We start from the raw sequence: 25422 nt of genomic DNA on the forward strand, positions 1-25422 counted from the left end.
GGGGCGGGTCATTAAGCCATAAAACCACTCCTGTGCAAGCACATCGTGGTTTCAGGCTTTTGACCCTGGCATCATATTTTGTCAAGGGACATTAATTAAGAAAGGATCGTCGATTTCGACAAAAGGTAATGCTATGAAAAAGAAACCTTATGAACAGAAAATGTATAAAGAAAAAAAGAAAAAGAATAAGATCCGGATGCGGTTTGATTTTAACCGGAAAGGTGTTATTTTCTTTGCAGTTGCTGCATTTATCATCTGTGCGATCAGCATCATTGGTACCGACATGGGCTGGATTGACCAGGGTGGTGTTGTAAGCTCCCTGAAGCGTAACTCTGCAGATGCACCAGTTACTTACGGCAAAGTTTTAAGTCAGGATGAGACAACCGAAAACGGAAAACAGGTGTGCACGCTGAAAGTCAAGATCCAGGCAAAACGTACCAAAGACCAGACCGTAGAGCAGAACTACTACAACATCCTCCAGTTTGTGAAAAACAATCCGGACAAGTACGATGTAATCCATTACGAAGGCGTTGCAGAAAACAGCGGCGGCGAAGAAGTAAAAGCCGTTACGTTTGATGTTTCAAAAGAACTGATCCAGAGTATTCAGGACGGAACCGTGGAAGCAAGAGATATTCCAAAGAAGGCAGAGAATCTGTATATTCTTTATACCTTAACCGATGAAGCGGAAACAACGGCAGATTCCGAGACAGCCGAAACAACATCGGAAAGTGAAAGCACTTCCGAAGCAGAATCATGATACCAGTGTTATCTGCGACACCAGTAAGCTCACAGATAAAGGCTGCGATGGTGCTCCGGACTGGATCATTGAAATTGTTTCACCGGGCAGCAGGCGAATGGACTATTTTATCAAGCTGTTCAAATATCGGACTGCCGGGGTACATGAATACTGGATTGTAGATCCGGCAAAAAACTTTGTAATTGTCTATAATTTCGATACCAGTGATTCCGGACAATATACCTTTGCTGATACGATCAAAGCAGGGATTTATGAAGATTTGTATATTGATTTTAGCAAAATAAATCTGTAGATGGGTTTGTCAAGTTTTTTGTGTAGATTTTAAGAAAAAATTTTATGGGGAGGGGAACCTCCCCGTTATTAGAATATTATGTCAGAAAGAACTTTTATCTTATTAAATTGATCCTTATTATCAAAATGTCCTGTCATCATTCCTACAAAATTATCAAGTTTCATCATATACTTTACCTCCTGGTATTTGCCTAATCACACTATTCCTCTTTTGCTTTTGCCGTACTGGCGATATCTCCCACTCCATTCAACACCATTGTCGGAAGATAAGCATAAGTTTTGAGTGTATCCTTCGTTGAACATCCAGAGAGAACCAATACAGTAGACATACCACTTTCCATTCCTGAAATCACATCTGTATCCATACGATCCCCAACCATTACAGCTTCTGCTGAATGACATCCAAGCATATTCAATCCTGTTCTCATCATCAGTGGATTCGGTTTCCCACAGAAATATGCCTGTGTTCCTGTTGCCATTTCTATAGGTGCAATCAATGCACGACAAGCAGGAGCAATGCCGTTCTCAATCGGTCCGGAAACATCTGAGTTTGCTCCGATCAGCTTTGCACCTTTCAGAACTAAATTCGTTGCTTTCGTTAAGGTATCCAATGAATAGGAGCGTCCCTCTCCCACAACAACATAATCCGGATTTACATCATTCATTGTGATACCTACATCATAAAGTGCATTTAACAGGCCGGCTTCTCCTATCACAAATGCCGAACAGCCTGCCGCCTGTTCTTTTAAAAATGCGGCTGTTGCCAATGCACTGGTATAAAAATGTTCTTCTGACACATCAAGTCCCATCCTAGCCAGTTTCTGATTTAATTCCCGTGGTGTATATCCACTATTATTTGTCAAAAACAAATATTCTTTCTTTTCATCATGCAACCACTGGATGAATTCTGGAACACCTGGCAATATCTGATTGCCATGATAAATCACACCATCCATATCACAGATGAATCCTTTTTTTTCATTAAAATCGATTATGGATTTTCTCATGTTCATATGCGCCCTGCCTTTCTTGTTTCTTTAAAATACACCTTGCTCTTTTCATAATAAAATAAAGCACTATTTTCTACAAATATTTTTATATTATATCGTGATTTCATCACTCAATAATATCGCCGTTCGTCAAATGCAAATAAATTTGCATTTTTCTCACTTTCGCTCATTATATCATCCACACATAAAATCAAATACATAGCACTGTAAAATCAAAGTAAATATTTCGATCAACAGAACCTTTTATGACAACATCTCTTTCACACAAGTACTTCGATAATCACTTGGTGATATTTTATATCTTTCTTTAAATACTCGGTTAAACGTTCTCTGACTTTCAAATCCACTATCCAGACAAATATTTGTAATAGAATCACTCGTATTTTCCAAACGATGGCATGCATAGTTCAGCCTTGCATCGTTAAGATATTGATTAAAGTTTCTATGGAATGTTTTGGAAAAGAGTCTGGATAAAACATATTTGCTCACCCCCAGATCTTTTGCCATCTCTTCCAGAGAAAACTTCTTCTTAAAATTTGCTGATATATAAGAAACTGTCTGGTAAATAAGATCGTTGCTCCCCACATTACTCTTTTCTACCAAATTTAATTTTCCTATGCAGCGTGCCAACACAATTTGAAGATATGCCTGTGTAACAGTAATATCCGACTGTTCTGTCTCTAAAATTGCATTTATAACCCTATATACCTCCGGTTCAACCTTTTCCGCTTTGATGATTGGGTATTCAGGAGCCATGGATTGCATGATATCTGCAAATTTGGCTATCGTAAATGGCGATGCAATCAGATAAGTCGCTTTATTTACACCGGGTATCAGTACCTGATAGTGATGAATAACATCTGGAAATACAAAGCCTATATCTCCTTTTTCCATATGGTATAGTTCCTGTCCGACACCAAGTTCTAATGATCCATTTGTTACACAAACGATCTCCAGTGCATTATGAAGATGTGGTTCAATATGTTTTGACTTCCTATTTATTGCTATAATCTCCTCTTTTGTGTTAACATATTTTAACTGCATGAAATACTCCCCTTTGCAACATTTGTCTATATCTTCTTTCGATTTGGCAAGCAATCCTTTTACACCTATCTTATAATCAACTTGTAAATAAGGAAAGGAGGAATTGCAAATGAGCAACCTAAAAAAATATCTGAATAACCTTTTAGTATTCTACACTGAATATTTTGAGCATCCTTACCATGTATAAATACTAAAAGGACTATTTTGTGAAAACTGAATATTTTCTTAAGGCCATTTCACAAAAATGAAGTGGTCCTTTTTTATTTTCAAAATACAGTTCTATCACTTTATATATAGAAAAAAGCACTGTCTCATCGAGCAACGACCAGACAACGCTTTCTCCTGTCAATTCTAATTTATGTCTGATGCATCTGTTACTTCATCTGCAGCAATTCCTTTTTCTGCTTTCAGTTTTTTATTTGCATCTTCTACATTCATTCTTGAAAGTACAAACATAATCAATACATCAAAGATTAACGGAAGCCAAAGATACATGAACTGCATCATATCAAGTGCAGACTGTGGCTGAGTTATATTTGTTCCGACATATCCACTGAACTCAAGCATCCATCCAACAACAGCGGTTCCAATACCTCCACCGATTTTTACACCAAGAGAAGTACAAGAGTACATCGTTCCGTCAATTCTCTTTCCCTGCGTAAGATAAGTGTATTCAGAGCAAGATGCGATAACTGCATTCATATCTCCCTGCCATGGTCCCTGACCTAAGGCTGCAAGAGCTGTAAATGCCATCATCAGCGGAACACTGCCCATATATCCGGCAACAACAACAAGTGCTCTACCGATGACTGCTAAGACGTAACCTCTTAAGTTCAGTTTATACATACCTTTCCACTTACCAACTAATGTCGGTGTGAAAATCAGGGCAATGATCAGTGGAATATTTACTGCCCATGCAAATTGTCCAAACAAATTCTTATTTTTCAGTACCCATGTCATGTAATAAATGCCAGCTCCAATCATGGCACCATATAACTGCTGTAAAATATATGTTCCACAAATCATCATGTAATATTTGTTTTTGACAAGAAGCTTGAATGCCTGTACCATTCCATACTTTTCATTATCATTCTTTACTTCTCCTTCATTAAGTTCTTCCTCCGGAAGTTCCTTAACAGAAAGTGCTGAAATCGTATTTACGACCAGACCAATGATTGCATAGATAATAGCAACCGTTCTCCATGCCGCAGCATCTCCACCACATTTATCTACAAATCCAACTGTAATCGCCTGAATCAGAAGACTTGTTGAAAATGAAAGGATATTCGCCAAGAGAATACCGAAAGATAAGAAATAGGTTATGAAATCTATAATGTCATAAAAACTAAATGTCAAAAAAGGATGCCAACGAATCAAAGCAGATTACGTGACATCCTCTTCTTTTTATTAGTGCTATTTTATAAATTCAACCGAATAGTAATACATGTACTCATTATCTGTATCTATATGCTCCCCTGCAATATCCTGTATTGGCAACGAGCTTAACCCTTTTTCTCCATACATCAGTGCTGCTAATCCTTGCTCTGTTCCATACTCTATCTTGCATTTGTTTTCAATAGTCGTTGCTGATCTTCCATAATATTCCCTGTTTTTAACTCCCTCCAAAATTGGTATTTCTGTCATATATTTTGATATTTATCTGCTGCGATGAGCTTTGTAGTAAAATTATCAAAATCCGGTGTAATGACAATCAATCCATTTACAATAAATACCGAACATATAGATATTTTTTATCGCAGCAAAAATGCACAAAAAAAGGTGCAGCCCTGTGTTACCAGAGTTACACCCAATGTTCGATTATTTTTACACAAGTTCTCCGATCAGATCGTATTCTGCGGAACCTGTGATCTTTACTTTTACAAAATCGCCGGACATCAGCATCTCGCCTGTGTTGACAAAGACATAACCGTCAATATCCGGGGAATCGGCATAGGTTCTTGCGACATAGGCAGGCTCATCCGCTACTTTGCCTTCGATCATGGCATATAAGGTACGTCCGACCATATCGGCTGCTTTATCAAAAGCGATCTCCTGCTGAAGTTCCAGGATGGCATCTCTTCGCTCTTCTTTTACTTCTTCCGGAATCTGATCCGGCATAGAGGCTGCCGGTGTGTTTTCTTCCGGTGAATAAGCGAAGACGCCAAGGCGTTCGAACTCCATCTCATCGACAAATTCCATCAGTTCTTCATGCTGCTCCTGTGTCTCTCCCGGGAAGCCGGCGATCAGCGTGGTTCGCAGAACAATATCCGGAATCTCTTTTCGAAGAAGGGAAACGGTTTCTTTTAACTGTGCTTTTGTCGTGCGTCTTCCCATGCGTTTGAGAATGGCATCGCTGGCATGCTGGATCGGCATGTCCAGATAGTGACAGACTTTTTTCTCATTCTTGATCGTCTCGATCAGTTCCGGATATATCTCTTCCGGATAGCAGTACAGGATACGGATCCAGCGGATCCCTTTGATCTTTGCAAGTTCCTGGAGAAGGATATGCAGTGACTTTTTACCGTACAGATCCATGCCGTACAGCGTTGTCTCCTGTGCAACCAGTATCAGTTCCTTTACGCCCTGCTCGGCAAGCGAAGCGGCTTCTGCAAGTAACTGCTCCATCGGGACGCTGCGGTAATTGCCGCGAATCTTCGGGATGATACAGTAGGTACAGTGCTTGTCACATCCCTCTGCAATCTTCAGATGTGCATAATGCCCACCTGTTGTCAGAATACGCTTGCCGGGTACGGACGGAAGCCGGTCAAGATCATCTACATCCAGAAAATGAGAACCTTTTAAAGCCTGATCTACTGCATCAAAAATCTCATCGTACTTGGAAGTACCGATCACCGCATCGACTTCCGGTATTTCATCGACAATCTCCTGTTTATAACGCTGTGCCAGACAGCCCGTTACAATCAGAGCCTTGCACGGACCGGTCTTTTTATATTCTGCCATTTCCAGGATCGTGTTGATGCTTTCTTCTTTAGCATCATTGATAAAACAGCAGGTGTTGATGATGATAATATCCGCATCGTCTTCCGTGTCCGTCATCTCAAAGCCGCGGTCAGCGAGGATGCCAAGCATCACTTCCGAATCAACCAGGTTTTTGTCACAGCCAAGAGAGATAAATAAAATTTTCTTATTCTTCATCTTCACCGCTCTCATCTTCAGCCAGGATTTTGATCTTTCCTTTATCTAATTCTTCTACTGCGATGGACAGCGGTTTTTTGCCGTCGCTATATACCAGTGCCGGTGCACCGTCGATCAGTTCTCTGGCACGTTTTGCCGTTGCCATTACGATAGAATAGCGGCTGTTTACGACAGGTGTTTCGCCTTCATTTACCTCACTGTTTGCAACTTTCATTAAGTCTGTGTAAGATGGATGTAACATAAAATCATTCTCCTTTCAAAAAGCAGTTCATATCCTGCTGCAGTTCTTTGATAAATGCTGTATTGTGGGATTTCTTACAGTGTGCACTCTGTATCAATTCGTGCACCTGTTTCACACAGGTATCCAGATCATCATTTACAATAATGTATTCATAAGAGCCCATTTCCTGGGCTTCCTGTGCTGCACGTTCCAGACGGTCATGGATGACATCGGCTGTTTCCGTGCCACGGCCAACCAGACGTTCTTTTAAAGTCTGTGCATCCGGCGGAACCAGAAACAGCATCAGAGCATCCGGGTATTTTTCTTTTACTTTTAAAGCCCCCTGGATCTCAATCTCCAGAATCACATCTTTTCCGGCATCTAACTGTTCCTGTACATATGCTTTTGGCGTACCATAGTAATTTTCAACATATCTGGCATGTTCGATAAAAGAGTCTTCTTTTATCATCTGTTCAAACTCTTCTTTGCTCTTGAAAAAATACGACACCCCATCTTCTTCTCCTTCACGTGGTTTTCGTGTTGTTGCGGAAATGGAAAGTGCGTAATTATCGTAATCGGAAAGAAGACGTCTGACAACGGTTCCTTTTCCTACTCCGGAAAATCCGGATAAAATAATCAGAATGCCTTTTTTATTCATAAACTGCCTCCTTGATCCTCTCGTTCCTGAAATGCATCTTTTTGTGAAAAACGTTTTGCGATCGTGTCCGGCTGCAGTGCCGACAGAATGATATGGTCTTCCTGCGTGATGATCACAGCCTTGGTACGTCTTCCCTGTGTGGCATCAATGATGCGTCCCTCTTCTCTTGCATGGGACACCAGACGTTTGACCGGTGCTGCATCCGGGTTGATGACTGCCACGACTTTGGCGGTATTGACTGCATTGCCAAACCCGATATTGATCAATCCTGACAATCGTATCCCCCCTATTCTATATTCTGGATCTGCTCTCTTACTTTTTCAATCTCTGTTTTCAGATTGATCGCAAGATTGGAAGTTTCCAGGTCGTTTGCCTTGGACAAAATAGTATTTGCCTCCCGGTTCATTTCCTGGGCTATAAAGTCCAGTTTTCTGCCGATGCTTCCGCCGGTTTGCAGTGTCTGTTTCATGCTCTCGATATGGCTGTGCAGACGAACCGTTTCTTCATCCGTGCAGATTTTGTCTGCATAAAGAATCACTTCTGTTGCGATACGGCTCTCCTCGAGCTGTGTGTCACTAAGCAGTTCTTTTACTTTTTCAGTCAGTTTGGTGCGATATGCCTGAAGAATTTCCGGGGAACGTTTTTCAATCGCTGCCACATCGGTAAGCATACCGTCCAGTTTTTCAATCAGATCCAGCTTCAGATTTTCCCCTTCCCGGATGCGGGATTCTACAAACTGCTCGCATGCCCCACGAAGTGCTGTTTCAAGGACTGCCCAGATCTCCTGTTCATCTACCGGCTGCTCTTCCATTGTGAAAACTTCCGGACTGCGTCCGATCACGGAGGCACGGATATCATTTGGCAGATCAAATTTTTCCGAAAGCTGCTGATAATATTTTACATACTCTGCTGCAATGTTCTCGTTATATTTCAAAGAGACATTGGTTTCTGTGAAATCCTCATAAGTAATAAAAATATCAACTTTTCCACGCTGTATATATTCTTTGAGAAGATTTCGAATAGCAGATTCAAAAATACTGAGTTTTTTCGGCATTTTGATGTTGGAATCAAAATAGCGGTGGTTGACGGACTTCATCTCAACCGTAAACTTGCGGTCGCCCTGGTGATTTTCATATCTTCCAAAGCCTGTCATACTTTTTATCATAATTATATTCGCTCTTTTCTTTCAAAATTGCGGCATAGAAAGCCATACTATTTTTATTATAGTCGAAAGCGTCGGAAGCGTCAACCGAAAAACAAAGAAAAATAAGACGGAGAAAACAGATTTTGTTCTCTCCGTCTCTTTTTCCGGAAGATATGCTTTTAAAGCATATTTCTATTTTTTAATAACCGCTTTCTTTGGAAGTCCAGCTTTTTTCAGCATTCTTGTATATTTGGAAAGTTTTTTGGAAGGTACGCTCACTTTTGCTTTTGAATTGATCTTGCTGAAGGCCTTGCTTCCGATGGATGTGATTCCATTTGCCTTTTTCATATTGATACTTGCAAGTTTTCGGCAGTTTGCAAATGCACCTTTTTCAATCTTCTTCACATTACTTCCGATTGTAATTTTCTTCAGATACTTGCAGCCTTTGAATGCGTTTTTGCCAATCTTGGTTACTTTATAGGTAACGCCATTGATCTTCACTGTTTTTGCGATGGATACAGAAGTAACGTTTTTCCCTTTTTTACCTCCAACACCAACAACAACGGCTGTTTTTTTCTTAGCATCCAGAACACGGTAAGTCACATTCTTTCTGACGGTCTTATTTGCTTTCTGTGGTGCTTCGGTTTCTTCGACAGGCTGTGTCTCGGTTGGTTTCTCGGTTGGTTTCTCAGTCGGTTTCTCAGCCGGGTTTGTTTCGCTTTCTGCTTTTTTCAGACCTGCTTTTGCACTCTTAAGATTTGTCAGCAGTGTCTTCAGTTCTTCCGCAGTTGCTCCTTCAGACGGTGCTTTTGCTGCTTCGTATGCTTCTTTGAACGCTGCCCAGCTTGCACTTGTATACGTTCCGTCTGCATTACCAGCTTCATAGATATTCTTATTCTCTGCTTTATCTACTTCCGCTTTCAGTGTTTCTTTTGCTGATTCTACGGCTGCATTTTTCAGACCTGCTTTTGCACTCTTAAGATTTGTCAGCAGTGTTTTCAGTTCTTCCACAGTTGCTCCATCGGATGGTGCTTTTGCTGCTTCGTATGCTTCCTTGAACGCTGTCCAGCTTGCACTTGTATACGTTCCATCTGCATTTCCTGCTTCATAAATACCTTTTATGCTGCTGTCATTTACCGCTTCATTCAGTGCTTCCTGAGCTTTTGTTACTTCCTGTTCTTCTTCATTCAGAACCTGATGGATATGGAACTCACTTGCAGTAGCAAAACCATTGCTTCCCTCTTTTGCAACAAACTTGATGTATCTTGCATCAGCAGTGTTGAATTTCACTGTCTTTTCTTTTGTATCAGATGCCCATACACCATTTGTTACAACCGGTGTCCAGTCATCACTTTCTGCTTTCTTGACATACAGATCATAACTTGTGATGTATCCGTTTTTACCGCCGGACTGTCTTGGAACATAAGTCAGTTTATTGATTTTATATTCTTTGCCCATATCTACGGTAAAGGTTGCCGGAAGTGCTTTTATGGATGGTGAGTACTGGCTGTGCCATAAGGTAGTAATATCTCCGTCAAATGCATTGGAGATCGGACCGTCGCTGCCCTGTGCCGGATTCTGCTCGTTATCACAGGTGAAGCTGAAATCCGTTGTAGGGATGATGCTGTCATCTTGATCGTTTGTCAGTTCGATTTCATCAATCAGACCATTGAAACTGTTTCCTGTCGTGCTTCCGATGTATTTGATCGGGATGTTTAATGTTGCAAGACGGTACTGTGTACCAAGCTTTGTTGCAGTATCCATAACAGCCGGGATTGCAGTGTCAGAATCATTTACATACAGTTCTGCACGGTCTTTGTAACCTTTGATCGTCAGATGTACCCATTCATCTTCCGGAAGAGTATAGTCAAAGGAATAATCATATCCCTCTCTGGAATATCCGACTTTTCCGGTGTTCTTCTGCACAGCTTTGATCGTGTAATCACCAAGTGTGGAAGAACCTTCAAACAGAACCTGTTCATCAGAGGATCCTCCTGCTGCCTTTTTCACCCAGAAGGAAAGGCTGGTTCCTGCCGGAGCTTTGTCAAGCGGCGTCTCAATATAGGTATTACTTTCCATAGACAGGGCTTTGCCGACTTTTCCTTCTGTGTAAGTTGCATGTTCAGCAGACACTGCATTGTATTTGTTCTTGGAAGCATCACTTCCGTCTTCTTTGTCAAAATTGTATTCTGCGTAAGTATTTCCCGCACTCTCAATTTCATGATACGGATTGGTGTTCGGAGCAGTGGAAACTTTTGCAGTGGTTGTCTTCACTTCGCTGTAGGTCTTTGTGCCTTCGCCCCAGAGTTTTTCACTCAGTGCAGACATCGGCTGGTAGATACGGTCAAAGACATCATAGTCTGTGACACCGTTTCCTCTGGTATCGATGGAGTCATTCCACAGTGCGTAAGCACCACCGATCATCTGCGGATCACCGGCCGGAATCGTTGTATTTAAATTACCGCTTTTAAATACATTCGGTTTCCAGTTTGCATAGAGGCTTGCAGCATTCAGATAATCTGCATAGTATCCTGCTGCCGGAACGATATATACATTGGAGTCCAGAGAGTTGATCAGTTCAAAGCCAAGATTGTACATTTCCGTAGGATCTGCCCAGTCTTTGCTCCATACATTGATCTCCACACCATCGCCGCGGACTTCTGTATCAGACTTGATTCTGGTAAGACCGCCCCACATACGCATTTTTCGGTTTTTGGACTTCATATAATCATCCATTTCATTTACAAAATTGCGGTACAGGGTTGCATCGTCTTCGTACTCATCCGCACCGATATGTACGGTTGTCTGTTCATCGAAAACAGGATTTTCTCCATCAATATAATCGGAGAAGATATTTTTTGCCAGCTGCGTGGATTCCGGTTTGGAAAGATCCAGATGATCTGTCAGTGGACGTTTCCAATTGCTGGAATTCATTTTCTTTAAAGCACAGTTCTGGAATGTTTTTGTAAATGCCAGTGCGTGTGCCGGTACATCGATTTCCGGAACGATATTGACACCGATCGTTCTGGAATCTTTGATCAGGCTGCGGAACTGATCTTTTGTATAATACAGATCGGTTGCTGTCGCAGTTTTACCTTCATCATTTTTTACAGAAGATTCCAGACGGAAAGCAGCGTAGGCCTTTGTAAAGCTGTTCTGCATCGTAGTCTCCGCATTGGTATCCCAGTAGTCCTCAAGGAAGATCAGGTTATCATTCAGATGTACCTGTAAGTCATTCATCTTGTACCAGGACATTGTTGCCGCAACATCTTTTACGGTCTGAAGTTCGGTTGCTTTTCGTCCGACATCCAGGATCACACCTCTGACTTTGTATTTTGGATAGTCTCTGGTTGTTCCTTTCGGGATCGTTGTTTTGTTCTGCTTCAGAATCTGCAGGAAGGTTCTGGTTGCCCAGTAAGCACCTGTTGCAGTCTCGGATTCTGTTTTGATGGAATCTCCGATCTGTGAGAGATAACCTTCGTCTTTCAGGCCTTTTCCTTTTGCTGTCAATGCAAAATAAAAATCTCCTGCTTTCACATCGCTTTCACTTCCATATACAACGGAAATATCGTTTCCGACAATGTCTTTATAATCTGCTGCAAATGCTTCTGCCATGGAAGAAAGTGTATCTTTGTCAGCAGCATTGATCACGATGCGTGAGTTTTTCGAGATGGTGAAATTGCCGGTAGCACCTGCCCACTCTGCCAGTTCCGGAAGAACGGCAGGTTTTGCATTCTCATCTGCGGTCGCTGTATGCGTTCCAGGAACGGTAATTGCAATCTCTTTTTTTGTTACCTTGTTGTTCTGATCGGTAACTTTAAATTCAACAGAAACGGTCTTATCTTCCAGAGGCTGATAAATGGTTCCGTCTGTGTCGATGATCTGTTCATAGTCTGCATAGGCTTCTACTTTTCCACCCTCTACGGTCGGAAGATTCAACTTTTTGTCTCCTGCTTTTACAGTCAGATTGTTCAGAGCATCCCAGACTTCACTTCCGCTGCTCTGTTTTTCCCCATAAACTTCAAATTCATAGATGGAAACTGTTTTCCAGGTAATGCCTTCTGCGGTTGGGTTAAACGTATTGATGCGGACACGGATATATCTGGTCTGCACCGGATTATCCAGATTGATGATCTGCTTTTTTTCCGCAGGAGCAGAAGTAAAAGTTTTTACCGCTTTCCATGTGCTTCCGTCTTCGGAAGTTTCGATTGCATAATTGGTTGGATTTCGTCTCTCCCAGGTGATGATAACACTGTTTACAGTCTTGACTTCACCAAGATCCATGGCCAGCCAGTGTGGATTGCTCTCACTTGCATCACGTTCTTCACTTGCCCAGCGGGAAGTTTTTGTTGTTGTATCTCCGTCTTTTGCCTTTTCCGGACCAAATGCCGATGTTTCACTTCCAGATGCGGTTGCTGTTGCAGTCAGTGCATAATTCACAGAAGCTGCCTTTACTGTACCAATTGCCGATGCCGGCAACAGGCTGAATACCATAGCACCTGAAAGCAAGAAACTCATGATTTTATGTCTTGTTTTCATTTTCATTCTCCCTTCTTTAGAAAATAGACAATACCAGAAAAATAGTTTTGCATAATTCAAAACGGTTTTTGTTTAATATGCACAAACTATTCTTGGATAAGCATAGCATATTTTTGACTTTTCCGTCAAGCTTTGACCGTATTTCTTTTTCTTTTTATACTATACGGATCATTTCTTTTGATAAACAGCTTTTTTGCTGATCCCGGCTTTTTGCAGATTCTTTTTCAGTTTTTTCAATGTCCTTGCAGAAATTTTTTTTGGTACGGTTATCTTTATCTTTCTGGAAGTACCTGCCAGTGCTTTTGCTTTGATTTTTATGGATTTTGTTCCTTTAAATGTAATATTCTTTAAATTTTTGCATCCGGAAAAACTGTTTGCACCGATGGAAATGATATTTTTTCCGATAGTCAGAGTGCTGATCTTTTTGTTGTTTTTAGCGGCATTTTTCCGGACGGAAGTAACTTTGAAAGAAAATCCGTTGATCTTTACTTCTGATGCAATGGTAATCTTGCGTTTTTTGCCGGTTATTTTCGTTACTTCCGCCGTTCCGCCTTTTGCGGAAGTTTTTGTAACAGTATAGTGGACACCATTTAATTTTTTCACACTGCCAACAGAAGGAATCTTTTGCGATGGTCTGGTGTTGCCGCTTTCCGATGTTTCCGGTCTGTCAGATACAGAAGGTATCCTGTTTTCCGTATCCGGTGTTTCCGGTTCTTTTCTCTTTGGCTTTTCTGTTACAGTTACTTTGCATACAACGGTCTCATTGCTGCCAAATTTTACCTGGATCGTTGCACTTCCGGCACTGTGTGCGGTCACAACACCCCTTTCATTTACCGTTGCCACGGAAGGATCACTGCTGACAAACGTTGCTTTTCCGCGGTCTTCCGGTGTAAGGGAAGTGTTTCGAAGAAACACTGCCTGATCCCCGACTTTTAAATTCAGGGTTTCTTTGTCTTTCTGATTTTCAAGCATGACATCTGCAAGAGCGATCTGTTCTGATCCGTTTTTGCCGTCTGCACAGAATTTTAAAATCTTTACGCCGGTGATATCCAGATAAACGGAAATGGCATTGTCACTTCCATTAAATGGAACAGAAGTGTAAAGCAATGTCCCGTCGCCGTAAATCTGTACCGATGCATCAGAAGTTCCTTTTTTATTCATACCGATCCATAAGGAGAGTGCATCGCTGTTCAGCCCTGAGATATCCCAGACGGCAGTATCACCGGATCTCATGCCGATTCCTTTTTCAAAGGTTCGTTCTTTTTCGTTTGTTTTCAGTGTGATCGTTGTCCCGTCGGCATTTGCGTTTTCTTTTATCGTATTTCCATTTTCATCAGGCGTCTGATAAAGATCACTGAGATAGGTATGTTTGTCGTAGATACTGTATTTTTCATAAAGAGAAAACTGAGCTGCGGAAATATAGGTATCTGCAGGGGTTCCGGCCGTGGAAAGTGCACGGATGCGGATTCTTCTTACATTTGTAAGATCCAGAGAAACACTTTTTTCTGACCGGTTATTTGCCCAGGTATTGTCTGTCAGAGGGATGATCTGGAAATCATCACCATCGTCTGTCTGACTGTAGGAAAGTTCATATTTCAAAATAATTCCGTTATTATTTCCGATCTGTCTTGGAAGGTAAGTCAGTTTTCCGATATCCGTCTTTTGATCCAGAAGAATGGTGTAGGTATTGTTTTTATTGCCGGCAATATCTGCTTTTGTGCCGTTTCCATAATTGCTGTGCCATATAGTGTCTTTTTTTCCGTCAACGGCCAGAGAAGCCTCTTCTCCCGGATGTTCACTGTCAGCACTTCCTTTTAAATGCTCCGGTGCGATCTGTGTGTAACCATAAGACACTTCCGGTTTCTGCCCGATCAGAATACCGTAGCTGTTCCGATAATTGTCTGCTGCTGCCTGATCCAGTTTTTCATATGCAAGCAAAAGTGTTGTCTTTTCATTATGATATTTTTCTGAATCGGCGATCTCAGCCTTTGTGATATGGCTCATCAGAAAGGCAGAATACTGTTCTAAACTATGCAGATAAACCTGCATCTGTTTTTCTTTGCTCCAGTCGTCCTGCATCAGGCCTTTGTCTGTCATACGGTAAGTGGCAGTCTGCTCAGCTGCTGCAAGCTGATATTCTTCTAAAGACTCGCCGGTGTAGGAACTTACAAAACGCTGTCTTCCTCTTGCCTCTCGGTGATAGAGAATCAGCGTGGAACCTGTTTTAAAATCGACCTCAAAGTTTCCGCCATCTGCTTTTTCATTCGCCTGCAAAGCCTGGTTCAAAAGCTCATTTCCATCCGGATCAAGTACCCGGATGCTGATGTAAGTACCATCAAGATAAAAATGCGGTGTGGTACTATTTACCGTCCAGGTCAGTTTTTGCATGTTTGTATCAATCTTGACGGATGCTACGGATGCATCCCCAAGGCCAAGCATCTTGATCTGCATATCGTCTGCCAGCGGATTTCCGGTTTGTCTGGTATAGGAGACTGTTTTTGATACGTTTCCGGCGGATGCGATCAAATATTCGTTATCGTACTGATAAGCAGTTGTCTTTGGCAGCGGCATCTCAAGCTCATAGATACCGACCGGAAGTTCCAGCTGTATTTCACCTGAAGAAACAGTCACTTCTTTTACAATCTTGCTGCCGTTTTTGATCCGGATCGTTTTGCCTTTGATCTGTGTCAGATCATCGATCTGAATATTCAAACGGACTTTGCTGGTATATCCGGTATCTGCCAGGTCATCGGTGCTTACCAGACTGTAGATGCCGTCCAGTCCAAGTGCTGCCCTTGTTTTCTCACACGCAGCATCGTCCGGGATCAGTTCCTTGAGATAATAGATCATCGGCTTGTCCATCGCATAGACCTGATCGGCAATCCTTCCTGACGGGAGGATATGCCAGGATGCAAAGTAAGGAAGCACGTTATAATCCAGGCTGTCCAGACTTTCCGCAAGGGCGTCGGATGATCCCATTTTTTTGCCGGTTTTATAATAAACTTCCCGGTAATGAGAATGCATTGCGGAAACAGCCTGCTGCGGACCGAGTTTGTCCATGAGGTTGGTAAACATATAAAGGCTTACGTTGTAATGCCATGGATCGGATACAATATCGGCAAACGTATTGCTGGAAGCAAGGCTTTCTTTCATGCGGTTTCCAAGCTGTGCATAACGTTCACTTTTTGTGCCGGAAAAATCACCGAGCAGCCAGCCAAAATCCTCAGCCGGGCGATAAGTCGGCTCAAAATAATAGCCCAGAATATTGTTGGTTGTTTCCACAAAAGGATTTTCCTGAGAAGCGATCGCACCCTCGTATCCATGACCAAATTCATGAAGAGAAAGCCAGTCCCGCACCAGGTATGTCTCAAGACTTTTTCCATTATAAGCACTGTGGTCGGTTGTATAATAAGCCTGCCCTGCCCCATGGGCATTTGCTTTGATGAAAAATTTTGCACGGATATCCTGATTCCATGGATCTTTTGCATAATAGTCAAGACCGGAATAAGCATCGTACTGTTTTACAAAGGATGCATACCAGTCCAGCATCTCATCCAGTGTTTTAAAACGGTAAACTTCTTTTTTGTTGCCATAGGAAGAGTTCAGAATGTTATTCTTATCACAGATCGGAACAAGGAACGTTGCGGCACTTCCCTCTATGATCGCAAACGGTGCCTGACTTTCCTCCCAGGAATCAAAAAATGCCTGCTGGGAATCTCCGTAGCGATAATATGGGATTTCTTTCAGATCGTCGGTCCATCGGTATTCGATAACCGGCTGAACGGCCGTATTTTTCGGTGTTGTGATAAACGGCACGCTGTCGGCACTTTCTTCTCCATTATCACCGGTGAACGTATTGGATAAAGTCACCCAGCTGCCATCTTTTGGAATGGTCGCGGAAGACTCTGTCTGCGAATCATCGTTTTTAAACTGAACGGTAAGATCCTGCTGAAATTCCTCTGCATTGACGATACGGATCTGAAGACTGCTTCCATGCGGCATCCACAGTCCGAGATTCTGCCGGTCATGGTAATAGCCACGGTTGAAACTGATGCCGGTCAGATGTGATGCATCCGGAAGTGTATACAAAATACGCTGAATGCTTTTCTCTTCTTCAGATGCATTTCTATCCAGCACCGTAACCTGCGTATCGAGTGCAGCAGTATGCTGATCCGAATCGGTTACACTTCGGGAGAGCACATAAGTTCCTGTTTTGGACGTATTGACACTTCCGCTGCTTTTGATCACGGACGTAAGATCGCCGTCCTCCTGGTCATCCGCAAGCATACGCTCCCAGTTCTGATCAGAAGTTTCTCCCTGATAAACCCAGGTTTTTGTGACACCGGAAAGCTGAGGCATACGATAGGCATCATCCATCGCTTCTGCTTTTGTTCCAAGCATCAGAAAAGCTGTTACAGCTGTCATGGCAGCCAGTTCCCACTTTTTCTTTTTCATATAAAAATATCCTCCTGTTTTTGTTTTCTTTGTCACTTTTCCCTCTTCAAAAGCACAAAGGATTTGTCTGATTTTAACATATGCTGTCATGGTATAGCAAGCTTTTCCAAAGAAATATTGTTCTTCTCCCGATAAAATGTTATGATAGTAAAAAATGTCGGGATCAAAAGTCAGAAACATCAATGTGCTTGCACAGGAGCGGTTTATGGCTTTAGGATCCGTACGGCATCTTTTGACTCAAACGTCTTAATATTCAGAAAGTGAGGAAATTGATATGGCACTTGACGGAACCGTCATCTCCTGCATGGCATGGGAACTGAATCATGCTCTTGCAGGCGGAAAAATCAACAAAATCGCACAGCCGGAAAAAGATGAGCTGATGCTTACTATAAAAAATAACCGTAAACAATACCGTCTTCTTGTTTCTGCCAGTGCGAGCCTTCCGCTGGTCTATCTGACAGATCAGAACAAGACCGGTCCTATGACTGCCCCGAATTTCTGTATGCTGCTGCGTAAGCATATCGGAAGCGGACGCATCCTCAGGATCTGGCAGCCTGGCATGGAACGTATCTTAAATATGGAGATTGAGCATTTAAATGAACTGGGTGATATCTGCCGCAAGCTTCTGATTATCGAGCTGATGGGCAAGCACAGCAATATTATTTTCTGCCAGGAGGACGGCATGATCCTGGACTCCATCAAACATGTCTCCGCACAGGTCAGCTCCGTGCGTGAAGTCCTTCCGGGGCGGATGTATTTTATCCCGGAAACGCAACATAAGTACGATCCACAGACGATCACAGAAGAAGAATTTTTCAGCAGTGTCTGCCAGAAGCCGATGCCGCTCTCAAAGGCGATCTATACAACTCTGACCGGTATCAGTCCGCTGATTGCCGAAGAACTCTGCCACCGCAGCAACCTGGAGTCGGATCAGAGTGCAAATTCTTTTCAGGAGATCGAGCAGATTCACCTTTTCCATACCCTGAAACGGATGATGGAGGATCTTGAAACCCATGCTTTTACGCCGAATATTGTCTATGACGGAAAAGTTCCGCTGGAATATGCAGCCTTTTTGCTTACCCAGTATAAGGACATGCACACGGAAACTTACGATACGATGTCAGAAGTCCTGGAAAGGTATTATGCGGAAAAGAATACGATCACACGCATCCGCCAGAAATCTTCCGATCTTCGCCGTATCGTCCAAACGGCACTTGATCGCAGCCGTAAAAAATACGATCTTCAGAAAAAACAGTTAAAGGACACGGAAAAACGCGATAAATTCCGCATTTACGGAGAACTTTTAAACACGTATGGATATGAAGCAGTACCTGGAAGCAGGGAACTTTCCGCAGTGAACTATTACACCGGTGAAACGGTAAAAATACCGCTCGATCCGACACTGACTGCACAGGAAAACGCCAAAAAATATTTCGACCGTTACGGAAAACTGAAACGTACCTACGAGGCACTGGAACATCTGATCAAAGAGACAAAAGAAGAGATCCAGCATCTGGAATCCATTTCCACAGCTCTTGATATTGCCCTGAATGAAGAAGATCTGGTACAGGTCAAAGAAGAACTGACACAGTACGGCTACATCCGCCGGAAATACACCGGAAAGCGTGTGAAGATCACATCAAAACCGTTCCACTATCTTTCTTCGGATGGTTATGATATCTATGTCGGAAAAAATAATTATCAGAACGAAGAACTGACCTTTAAATTTGCCACCGGAAATGACTGGTGGTTCCATGCAAAAGGTGCCCCGGGATCGCATGTCATTGTGAAAGCAGGTCAGGGGCTGCCGCCGGACCGTACCTTTGAAGAAGCCGCAAGGCTGGCTGCCTGGTATTCCAGCCACCGCGGTGCAGACAAGGTGGAGGTTGACTATGTTGAGAAAAAACAGGTGAAAAAAGTAAACGGCGGAAAACCGGGGTTTGTGATCTATCACACCAATTATTCCATGGTGATCGATTCTGATATCAGCGGTATCCGACAGGTAAAAGAAAAATAACGCAAAAAAAGAAGCACTGCTGCATAACTACTATGCCTCGGTGCTTCTTTTTCCAAAAAACAGTAACGGAATACTGATCAGAAACGGCAGATAATACGTTGCCATGCGATACAGGATCATTGCTGCACCGCAGACGGACTTTTCTGTCATAGAGCCAAACAGCATCAGAAAGACCAGTTCCGTCGAACCTGTGCCGCCGGAACTTGGGATCACTCCGATCAGCAGCTGCATGACGGATGAAAAAGCCAGACATTCCAGAACAGAAAGTGGCAGCCTTTCTCCGGTAACTGCAAAGATGGCAACCGCAGGAAGTGCATACAGACAGGTCATTTTTACTGCATTTCGAAAAATCAGTCCTATCCACTGCTGTTTATCTTTGATTACCACACTCCCGACTCTGGAAAAATCTTCCATCTGTGCAATTCCGGCTTTTGCCTTTTCTTTGATTTTTTCTTTTTTGATATGATCGCTGCAGCGAAGCAGCCACGGTGCAAACTTCTGATTGATGCAGAACATGGTCAGAAAGAGCAGTATAGCAAAGCTGACCCCGAATCCTGTCAGCAGATAATTTTTCTCCAATCCCGAAACCTGAAAAAGAACCGTATGAAAAAAACAAAGCATCACTGCTGCATAGAGTACAATCGTCAGCTTATGTGATACATACTCCATCGTCAGGATTCCAAATGATTTCCCTGGTTTGATCTGGCTTTCCTGATACAGATCATAGATCTGGGCCGGTTTCGTCCCCGCCGCAAAGGTCGTAACATTAAAAAACACCACCATATATGCCAGGCGGATGGCCTGCCAAAAGGTACATTTTTCAAGGTTTTTCACAATCATATAATGAAGTACCCAGCCATCCAGCAGTACATAAAGATTGCCGAAGATCACAAGGATCAACAGAGCTTTTTTGTCTGCCTGGAAAAGCTGGGTTTTGATTTCACCTAAGGAATCATGAAAAATCAGGTATAAAACCAGTATCAGAAACAACGTTGCCAGAATGGCTGTTATAAAATGTTTCTTTTTATTTTTCATATCCAAAATCTATGCTGTAAAAACAGCTGTGCAAATGTTTTATTTTGCTACGATGTTTACAATCTTCTTCGGAACATAGATCTCTTTGATAATGTTTCCGGAAAGTTTGTCACCGAGAACTTCTTTTGCTTTTGCGATCGCATCTTCTTTGCTGATGTCAACCGGAATGGAGATGACTGCTTTTGTCTTTCCATTTACCTGCACCGGAATTTCGACTTCGTCATCTTTCATTGCTTCTTCATCATGAGCCGGCCATTCGTGGTGGAATACAGAATCCGTATGACCCAGTTCCTCCCAGAGCTCTTCTCCCATATGCGGTGCAAATGGTGCCAGAAGCAGAACGGCTGCTTCCAGAGTCTCTTTATCCATGCCGCCTTCTTTCTTGGCGATCGCGATCAGGTTGTTGTTGCACTCCATGAAACCGGAAATAACCGTATTCAGGCTGAAGCCCTCCAGACGGGTTGTGATCATGTGGATCATCTTATGGCGTGCTTTGATCATTTCTTTGCTTGCTTTGATATTTTTGTCTTTATTGTCCATGACCAGGTTCCAGAAACGGGACAGGAAACGGTATACACCTTCGATACCACGGTCATCCCACTCTGCATCCAGTTCCGGCGGACCTACAAACAGTTCGTACATTCTCAGAGAATCACATCCGTAATCGCGTACCAGATCATCCGGGGAAATGACGTTTCCTTTGGATTTACTCATTTTGATACCGTTCTTACCGGTGATCATACCCTGGTTGAACAGTTTGTGGAACGGTTCATCAAAATCGACCACTCCGATATCGTACAGGAATTTGGTATAGAAACGGGAATAAAGAAGATGCAGTACAGCATGTTCTACACCGCCGATGTACATATCTACCGGAAGGTACTTGTCTGCTTTTTCTTTGGATACCAGTTCTTTATCGTTATGTGAATCTACATAACGCAGGAAATACCAGGAAGAACCTGCCCACTGCGGCATGGTATTTGTCTCACGTTTTGCATCAGCACCACATTTCGGACACTTGCAGTTTACCCAGTCTTCGATCGCAGCCAGCGGTGATTCGCCGGTACCGGTCGGTTCATAGGATTCTACATCCGGAAGACGCAGCGGAAGCTCTTCTTCCGGAACCGGAACATTTCCACATTTCGGGCAGTGTATGATCGGAATCGGCTCGCCCCAGTAACGCTGACGGGAGAATACCCAGTCACGCAGTTTGTAGTTTACGGTCTTGCGTCCGATACCCATCTTCTCGATGATATGCGGAGCTTCCTTTTTCAGGACTGCGGATTCCATACCGTTCCAGTCGCCGGAATTGATCATGGTTCCGGAAGCTTCGGTGTAAGCTTCTGTCATGTTTTCAATTGCTTTGCCGTCTTTTGCGATAACCTGGATAATCGGGATATCAAATTTTTTAGCGAACTCAAAGTCACGGTCATCATGAGCCGGTACACACATGATCGCACCGGTACCGTAATCTGCCAGTACATAGTCGGACAGCCAGATCGGAACTTTTGCTCCGTTCAGCGGATTAGTCGCATAGCTTCCGGTAAATACACCAGTTTTTTCCTTATCCTGCATACGGTCCACGTTGGATTTCATGGATGCTGCATAGATATAAGCATCAACGGCTTCTTTCTGATCCGGTGTTGCAAGACCTGCTGCCAGTTTGTGCTCCGGAGCCAGTACCATGAAAGTTGCACCGTGAAGGGTATCCGGTCTTGTCGTATAGACTGTGATCTTTTCATCTTTTCCTTCTACCGGAAAATCTACTTCTGCACCGTAAGATTTGCCGATCCATTCAGTCTGCATTTTCTTTACTTTTTCCGGCCATTCCAGCTTGTCCAGGTCATTTAACAGACGGTCTGCATACTTTGTGATACGCAGCATCCACTGACGTAAGTTTTTCTTGGTGACCGGTGTGCCGCATCGCTCGCAGCAGCCGTTTACCACTTCTTCGTTTGCCAGACCTGTCTTACAGGAAGGACACCAGTTGATCGGAAACTCCTTTTCGTATGCAAGCCCTTCTTTGAACATTTTTACAAAGATCCACTGTGTCCATTTGTAGAAGTCCGGATCCGTGGTATTGACTTCACGATCCCAGTCATAAATAGCTGCGATCTCGTTGATCTGACGTTTGATGTTGGAAATGTTCTTTGCGGTGGAGATGGCCGGATGCTGACCGGTCTTGATTGCATAGTTCTCTGCCGGAAGACCGAATGCATCCCATCCCATCGGATGGATCAGGTAATATCCCTGCATCATTTTGTAGCGGCTCCATACATCGGAGATCACATAACCTCTCCAGTGACCTACGTGAAGACCATTTCCTGACGGATACGGAAACATATCCAGACAATAATATTTCGGCTTTTTGCCATCATCGACATTTACCGGATTTTCTTCCCATTTCTGACGCCATTTTTTTTCAATGGCTTTATGGTTATAAGGCACTGCCATTTTCTTTTCCTCCTGAAAGTTAAATTCTTATAAATAATTAAAACTATCTGTTATTTTACCCCAATATATTCGCTTTTGTCAATAGATGGCAAAAAAGTGAATTGACGCAAAAATCAGAATGAACTATAGTAATATCAGGGACAAAACGAAGCATTTACTGCCCGGGATTGTTCGAAGTATGATAAAGGAGTTGTTTCTATTATGAATCCACAAATCAGAAGATCTGTTTTTTCCTGGAAAAATCTGGTCGCTGCTTTTCTCTGTACCCTTGGCATTTTTTCCATGGCGATCGTGTTTACCCTGCATTTTCGCCCTCTTTATTATTTTGACATCGATCATCTTGATATTCCTGCCACGAGTGGTTATTCAGAGGAAGTGATCCGCAGAAATTACGATGAGCTGATCGACTATAATTCCATTTCCGGTCCATCCAGGCTTACGTTTTCAGACTTTATAATGTCAGAAAAAGGTGAGATCCATTTTGAAGAGGTGAAACGTATTTTCCTGAATATCGAATACGCTTCCTTCGTCCTGGTCCCGCTTACGCTTCTGCTGACCGCATGGCAGATCCGAAAGAAAAACGCTCCCTTCTTTGCCGTTTTATCCGCATTTCCGACGTTCCTTGTGGTGATCGTCGGCTCGCTTGTCGCTTTGAACTGGGATTTTTGTTTTGTACTGTTCCATAAGATCCTGTTCCGCAACGATTACTGGATCTTTGACCCGGCGTGCGATCCGGTCATCACGATCCTGCCGGACGCTTACTTTCTTCACGCCGCCGCTTTGATCCTGCTGTGCGTTCTTGCGGCAAGTCTTTTCTCTTTGCTGCTCTTCCGTCTGCTTCGCAGAAAGATCAGCAATAGTGCGAAATGATCATCTGAAGGCTCTTTCTTCCACGGTATTCATTGACAGATGGATAATAGATGAAAGAAAGGGTCACTGCATTTTCCTGCCCCTGGAAACATTTTTCTGTTTCGGATTCTCCGTGTTTCTGCATAATATAAGTCAGAATCTGTTCGATGTCACCAAAATACAGGGCATCCATGACGGTGCCATGCTGACTTCGCACCTGCATTTTCAGCGTGTTTCTGTTCTTTCCTAAAATCCGCATACTTAAAATATTTAGATTTTTTTCGGCAAACAAAGGCTTTTCATTTCCTTTTCCAAATGGTTCCAAAGCAGAGAGTTCCTCGATCAGATGTTCGGTGATATAGCCGATCGGCATCGGTACATCGATCGTGATCTTCGGGATAAAATCTTCTTCTGTCAGTGTGGTATGCTCATTTAAAAAAGTACGGAATTTTTCCACATTTTCTTTTGGAAGCGACAGTCCGGCTGCCATCGGATGTCCGCCGTATTTTGTGTAAAGCTCTTTGCATTTTGACATTTCTTCAAACATGGAATAGGCCTCGATCGAACGTCCGGAGCCTTTGACACCGTCGATGCTGTCCGTTAGAACGAACACCGGTTTGTTGTAGCGTTCCCGGATACGCCCGGCGATGATCCCGGCCAGGCTTTCATGACAGTCCGGAAGATAGACAACCAGGACTTTATCCTGGCTTCTGCCCTCTTTTTCAATCCACTCTATGGCTTCTTCTGCCCCTGTCTGTGTCATATCTTTTCGCTCGTCATTAAGTGTTTTCAGTTCTGCCGCCATCACATCTGCCTTTGCCCTGTCTTTCTGAAGCAGCAGGTTCAGAGAGCGTTTTGCAGTGTCCAGTCTTCCGCCAGCGTTGATGCACGGTCCCAGTACAAACCCGATATGGTAGGATTTGATCTCTTTTTCTTCCAGTCCGCAGGCACGGATCAGGGATGCCATACCGACATTCTGCGTATGGTTCAGCCGCTTTAAACCTTCTTTGACCAGGATCCGATTTTCCCCGATCAGATCCATGACATCCCCGACGGTTGCAAAACCGGCAAACTCCAGAAATTCTTCCGTTTCTTCTTTGGGGATACCATAAGCTTCATAAAGACAGCAGATCACTTTATAGGCAACGGCTGCACCGCATAAGTGCTTGAACGGATAAGGGCAGTCTGCCTGCCTTGGATTGACTACGGCATCCGCAGGCGGTACTTCTTCCTGTACTTCGTGATGGTCGGTGATCAGAATGGTCATGCCAAGACTTTTGGCCAGTTTTGTCTGTTCCACAGCTGCAATTCCATTGTCACAGGTCAGAATGGTATCGACTCCTTCTTCATATGCATAGCGGATCAGGTGTTCGTTGATTCCATAGCCGTCTTTCATACGGTCCGGGATCTCCACATCTGCATTGGCATGACAGCGACGCAGTCCTCTCAGCAGAATATAGGAGGCATTCACGCCATCAATATCATAATCGCCGATGATACGGATTTTTTTCTGTTCTTTTATTTTACACATCAGAATCTCTACCAGTTTATCTGCATCTTTCAGCAGATGCGGATCATAGAAATCTTCTTTTGTTCCGTAAAGATACTGCCGGATTTCCGGTTCACCTACAATATCACGATTTCGGATCAGCCTTGCAGTCACCTGATCGATCCCGAATTTTTCTGCTATTGCCTGAAAATCGGCACGCTTTGCAGAGACAACCCATTTTTCCATAGTAAAAGTCCTTTCTGAAAAAAAGATGCCCTTTCGCCGAACAGAGGGAAAGAGCATC

16 protein-coding genes and 2 pseudogenes are annotated in these 25422 nt (G+C 43.1%); 4 read left to right on the top strand and 14 right to left on the bottom strand.

Translation table 11 applies throughout. The features are described from left to right. Positions 1 to 160: 160 nt before the first annotated feature. Both LKD42_RS02055 and LKD42_RS02060 read left to right on the top strand, forming a co-directional pair. Positions 161 to 757 carry a hypothetical protein gene (locus tag LKD42_RS02055; protein WP_248834664.1) on the top strand — a complete coding sequence of 199 codons (597 nt, stop codon included), beginning with the start codon at positions 161 to 163 and terminating at the stop codon, positions 755 to 757. Beyond that, positions 756 to 1049: pseudogene (locus LKD42_RS02060) on the top strand (Uma2 family endonuclease); the annotation flags it as partial. The gene LKD42_RS02055 and the pseudogene LKD42_RS02060, both read left to right, overlap by 2 nt. Before the next feature lie 199 nt (positions 1050 to 1248). Here the strand turns inward: LKD42_RS02060 and LKD42_RS02065 are convergent. From LKD42_RS02065 to LKD42_RS02115, 11 genes and pseudogenes are all read right to left on the bottom strand, one after another. Then, positions 1249 to 2061: an HAD-IIA family hydrolase gene (locus LKD42_RS02065; RefSeq protein ID WP_248834665.1), complete on the bottom strand. Its 813-nt coding sequence runs from the start codon at positions 2059 to 2061 to the stop codon at positions 1249 to 1251. Between the two features lie 240 nt (positions 2062 to 2301). Next, the gene (locus LKD42_RS02070) at positions 2302 to 3102 is read right to left on the bottom strand and encodes an AraC family transcriptional regulator (protein WP_248834666.1); all 801 of its coding nucleotides are present in this window, start codon (positions 3100 to 3102) and stop codon (positions 2302 to 2304) included. Positions 3103 to 3453: 351 nt separating this feature from the next. After that, positions 3454 to 4386 (bottom strand): annotated as a pseudogene (locus LKD42_RS02075) (MFS transporter); the annotation flags it as partial. Positions 4387 to 4515: 129 nt separating this feature from the next. After that, positions 4516 to 4746 carry a hypothetical protein gene (locus LKD42_RS02080; RefSeq protein ID WP_248834667.1) on the bottom strand — a complete coding sequence of 77 codons (231 nt, stop codon included), beginning with the start codon at positions 4744 to 4746 and terminating at the stop codon, positions 4516 to 4518. A 180-nt stretch (positions 4747 to 4926) separates the two neighbouring features. Next, complete coding sequence (gene rimO, locus LKD42_RS02085) at positions 4927 to 6258, bottom strand: 30S ribosomal protein S12 methylthiotransferase RimO (RefSeq protein ID WP_248834668.1); 1332 nt, start codon at positions 6256 to 6258, stop codon at positions 4927 to 4929. Then, positions 6248 to 6499, bottom strand: coding sequence for a DNA-directed RNA polymerase subunit omega (gene rpoZ / locus LKD42_RS02090; RefSeq protein ID WP_022119388.1), 252 nt, complete (start codon positions 6497 to 6499; stop codon positions 6248 to 6250). Before rpoZ ends, rimO begins: the two co-directional genes overlap by 11 nt. A gap of 4 nt (positions 6500 to 6503) precedes the next feature. Next, positions 6504 to 7136: a guanylate kinase gene (gene gmk, locus LKD42_RS02095; protein ID WP_022119387.1), complete on the bottom strand. Its 633-nt coding sequence runs from the start codon at positions 7134 to 7136 to the stop codon at positions 6504 to 6506. Continuing rightward, positions 7133 to 7411: a DUF370 domain-containing protein gene (locus LKD42_RS02100; protein ID WP_248834669.1), complete on the bottom strand. Its 279-nt coding sequence runs from the start codon at positions 7409 to 7411 to the stop codon at positions 7133 to 7135. Before LKD42_RS02100 ends, gmk begins: the two co-directional genes overlap by 4 nt. A gap of 11 nt (positions 7412 to 7422) precedes the next feature. Next, on the bottom strand, positions 7423 to 8301 hold the full coding sequence (locus LKD42_RS02105) for a YicC/YloC family endoribonuclease (RefSeq protein ID WP_022119385.1): 879 nt from the start codon (positions 8299 to 8301) through the stop codon (positions 7423 to 7425). Positions 8302 to 8472: 171 nt separating this feature from the next. After that, positions 8473 to 12819, bottom strand: a complete 4347-nt coding sequence (locus tag LKD42_RS02110) for a discoidin domain-containing protein (protein ID WP_248834670.1) — start codon at positions 12817 to 12819, stop codon at positions 8473 to 8475. A gap of 168 nt (positions 12820 to 12987) precedes the next feature. Further along, positions 12988 to 17274: a putative mucin/carbohydrate-binding domain-containing protein gene (locus LKD42_RS02115; RefSeq protein WP_248834671.1), complete on the bottom strand. Its 4287-nt coding sequence runs from the start codon at positions 17272 to 17274 to the stop codon at positions 12988 to 12990. 274 nt (positions 17275 to 17548) lie between these two features. On the opposite strand from LKD42_RS02115, the gene LKD42_RS02120 reads away from it, so the two are divergent. After that, complete coding sequence (locus tag LKD42_RS02120) at positions 17549 to 19291, top strand: Rqc2 family fibronectin-binding protein (protein WP_248834672.1); 1743 nt, start codon at positions 17549 to 17551, stop codon at positions 19289 to 19291. Between the two features lie 30 nt (positions 19292 to 19321). Here the strand turns inward: LKD42_RS02120 and LKD42_RS02125 are convergent, their stop codons facing one another. Both LKD42_RS02125 and leuS read right to left on the bottom strand, forming a co-directional pair. Next, the gene (locus LKD42_RS02125) at positions 19322 to 20326 is read right to left on the bottom strand and encodes a lysylphosphatidylglycerol synthase transmembrane domain-containing protein (protein WP_248834673.1); all 1005 of its coding nucleotides are present in this window, start codon (positions 20324 to 20326) and stop codon (positions 19322 to 19324) included. 39 nt (positions 20327 to 20365) lie between these two features. Beyond that, positions 20366 to 22780 (bottom strand): leucine--tRNA ligase, encoded by a 2415-nt coding sequence (gene leuS, locus LKD42_RS02130; protein WP_283094947.1) that lies wholly within the window; start codon positions 22778 to 22780, stop codon positions 20366 to 20368. 201 nt (positions 22781 to 22981) lie between these two features. Here leuS and LKD42_RS02135 point away from each other — a divergent pair, with 201 nt between their 5' ends. Next, positions 22982 to 23650: a TIGR01906 family membrane protein gene (locus tag LKD42_RS02135; protein ID WP_248834674.1), complete on the top strand. Its 669-nt coding sequence runs from the start codon at positions 22982 to 22984 to the stop codon at positions 23648 to 23650. Here the strand turns inward: LKD42_RS02135 and recJ are convergent. Continuing rightward, entirely contained in the window at positions 23631 to 25364 is a 1734-nt protein-coding gene (gene recJ, locus LKD42_RS02140) for a single-stranded-DNA-specific exonuclease RecJ (protein WP_248834675.1), read from the bottom strand. The two genes, LKD42_RS02135 and recJ, sit on opposite strands and share 20 nt — an antisense overlap. Positions 25365 to 25422: the final 58 nt, after the last annotated feature.

Source organism: Hominisplanchenecus faecis (assembly GCF_020687205.1).
GTDB lineage: Bacteria > Bacillota > Clostridia > Lachnospirales > Lachnospiraceae > Hominisplanchenecus > Hominisplanchenecus faecis.

Coding starts and splice junctions, on each gene's coding strand:
- LKD42_RS02055 (WP_248834664.1), top strand. CDS start 161: ATGTATAAAGAAAAAAAGAAAAAGAATAAGATCCGGATGCGGTTTGAT.
- LKD42_RS02065 (WP_248834665.1), bottom strand. CDS start 2,061: ATGAACATGAGAAAATCCATAATCGATTTTAATGAAAAAAAAGGATTC.
- LKD42_RS02070 (WP_248834666.1), bottom strand. CDS start 3,102: ATGCAGTTAAAATATGTTAACACAAAAGAGGAGATTATAGCAATAAAT.
- LKD42_RS02080 (WP_248834667.1), bottom strand. CDS start 4,746: ATGACAGAAATACCAATTTTGGAGGGAGTTAAAAACAGGGAATATTAT.
- rimO (WP_248834668.1), bottom strand. CDS start 6,258: ATGAAGAATAAGAAAATTTTATTTATCTCTCTTGGCTGTGACAAAAAC.
- rpoZ (WP_022119388.1), bottom strand. CDS start 6,499: ATGTTACATCCATCTTACACAGACTTAATGAAAGTTGCAAACAGTGAG.
- gmk (WP_022119387.1), bottom strand. CDS start 7,136: ATGAATAAAAAAGGCATTCTGATTATTTTATCCGGATTTTCCGGAGTA.
- LKD42_RS02105 (WP_022119385.1), bottom strand. CDS start 8,301: ATGATAAAAAGTATGACAGGCTTTGGAAGATATGAAAATCACCAGGGC.
- LKD42_RS02110 (WP_248834670.1), bottom strand. CDS start 12,819: ATGAAAACAAGACATAAAATCATGAGTTTCTTGCTTTCAGGTGCTATG.
- LKD42_RS02115 (WP_248834671.1), bottom strand. CDS start 17,274: ATGAAAAAGAAAAAGTGGGAACTGGCTGCCATGACAGCTGTAACAGCT.
- LKD42_RS02120 (WP_248834672.1), top strand. CDS start 17,549: ATGGCACTTGACGGAACCGTCATCTCCTGCATGGCATGGGAACTGAAT.
- LKD42_RS02125 (WP_248834673.1), bottom strand. CDS start 20,326: ATGAAAAATAAAAAGAAACATTTTATAACAGCCATTCTGGCAACGTTG.
- leuS (WP_283094947.1), bottom strand. CDS start 22,780: ATGGCAGTGCCTTATAACCATAAAGCCATTGAAAAAAAATGGCGTCAG.
- LKD42_RS02135 (WP_248834674.1), top strand. CDS start 22,982: ATGAATCCACAAATCAGAAGATCTGTTTTTTCCTGGAAAAATCTGGTC.
- recJ (WP_248834675.1), bottom strand. CDS start 25,364: ATGGAAAAATGGGTTGTCTCTGCAAAGCGTGCCGATTTTCAGGCAATA.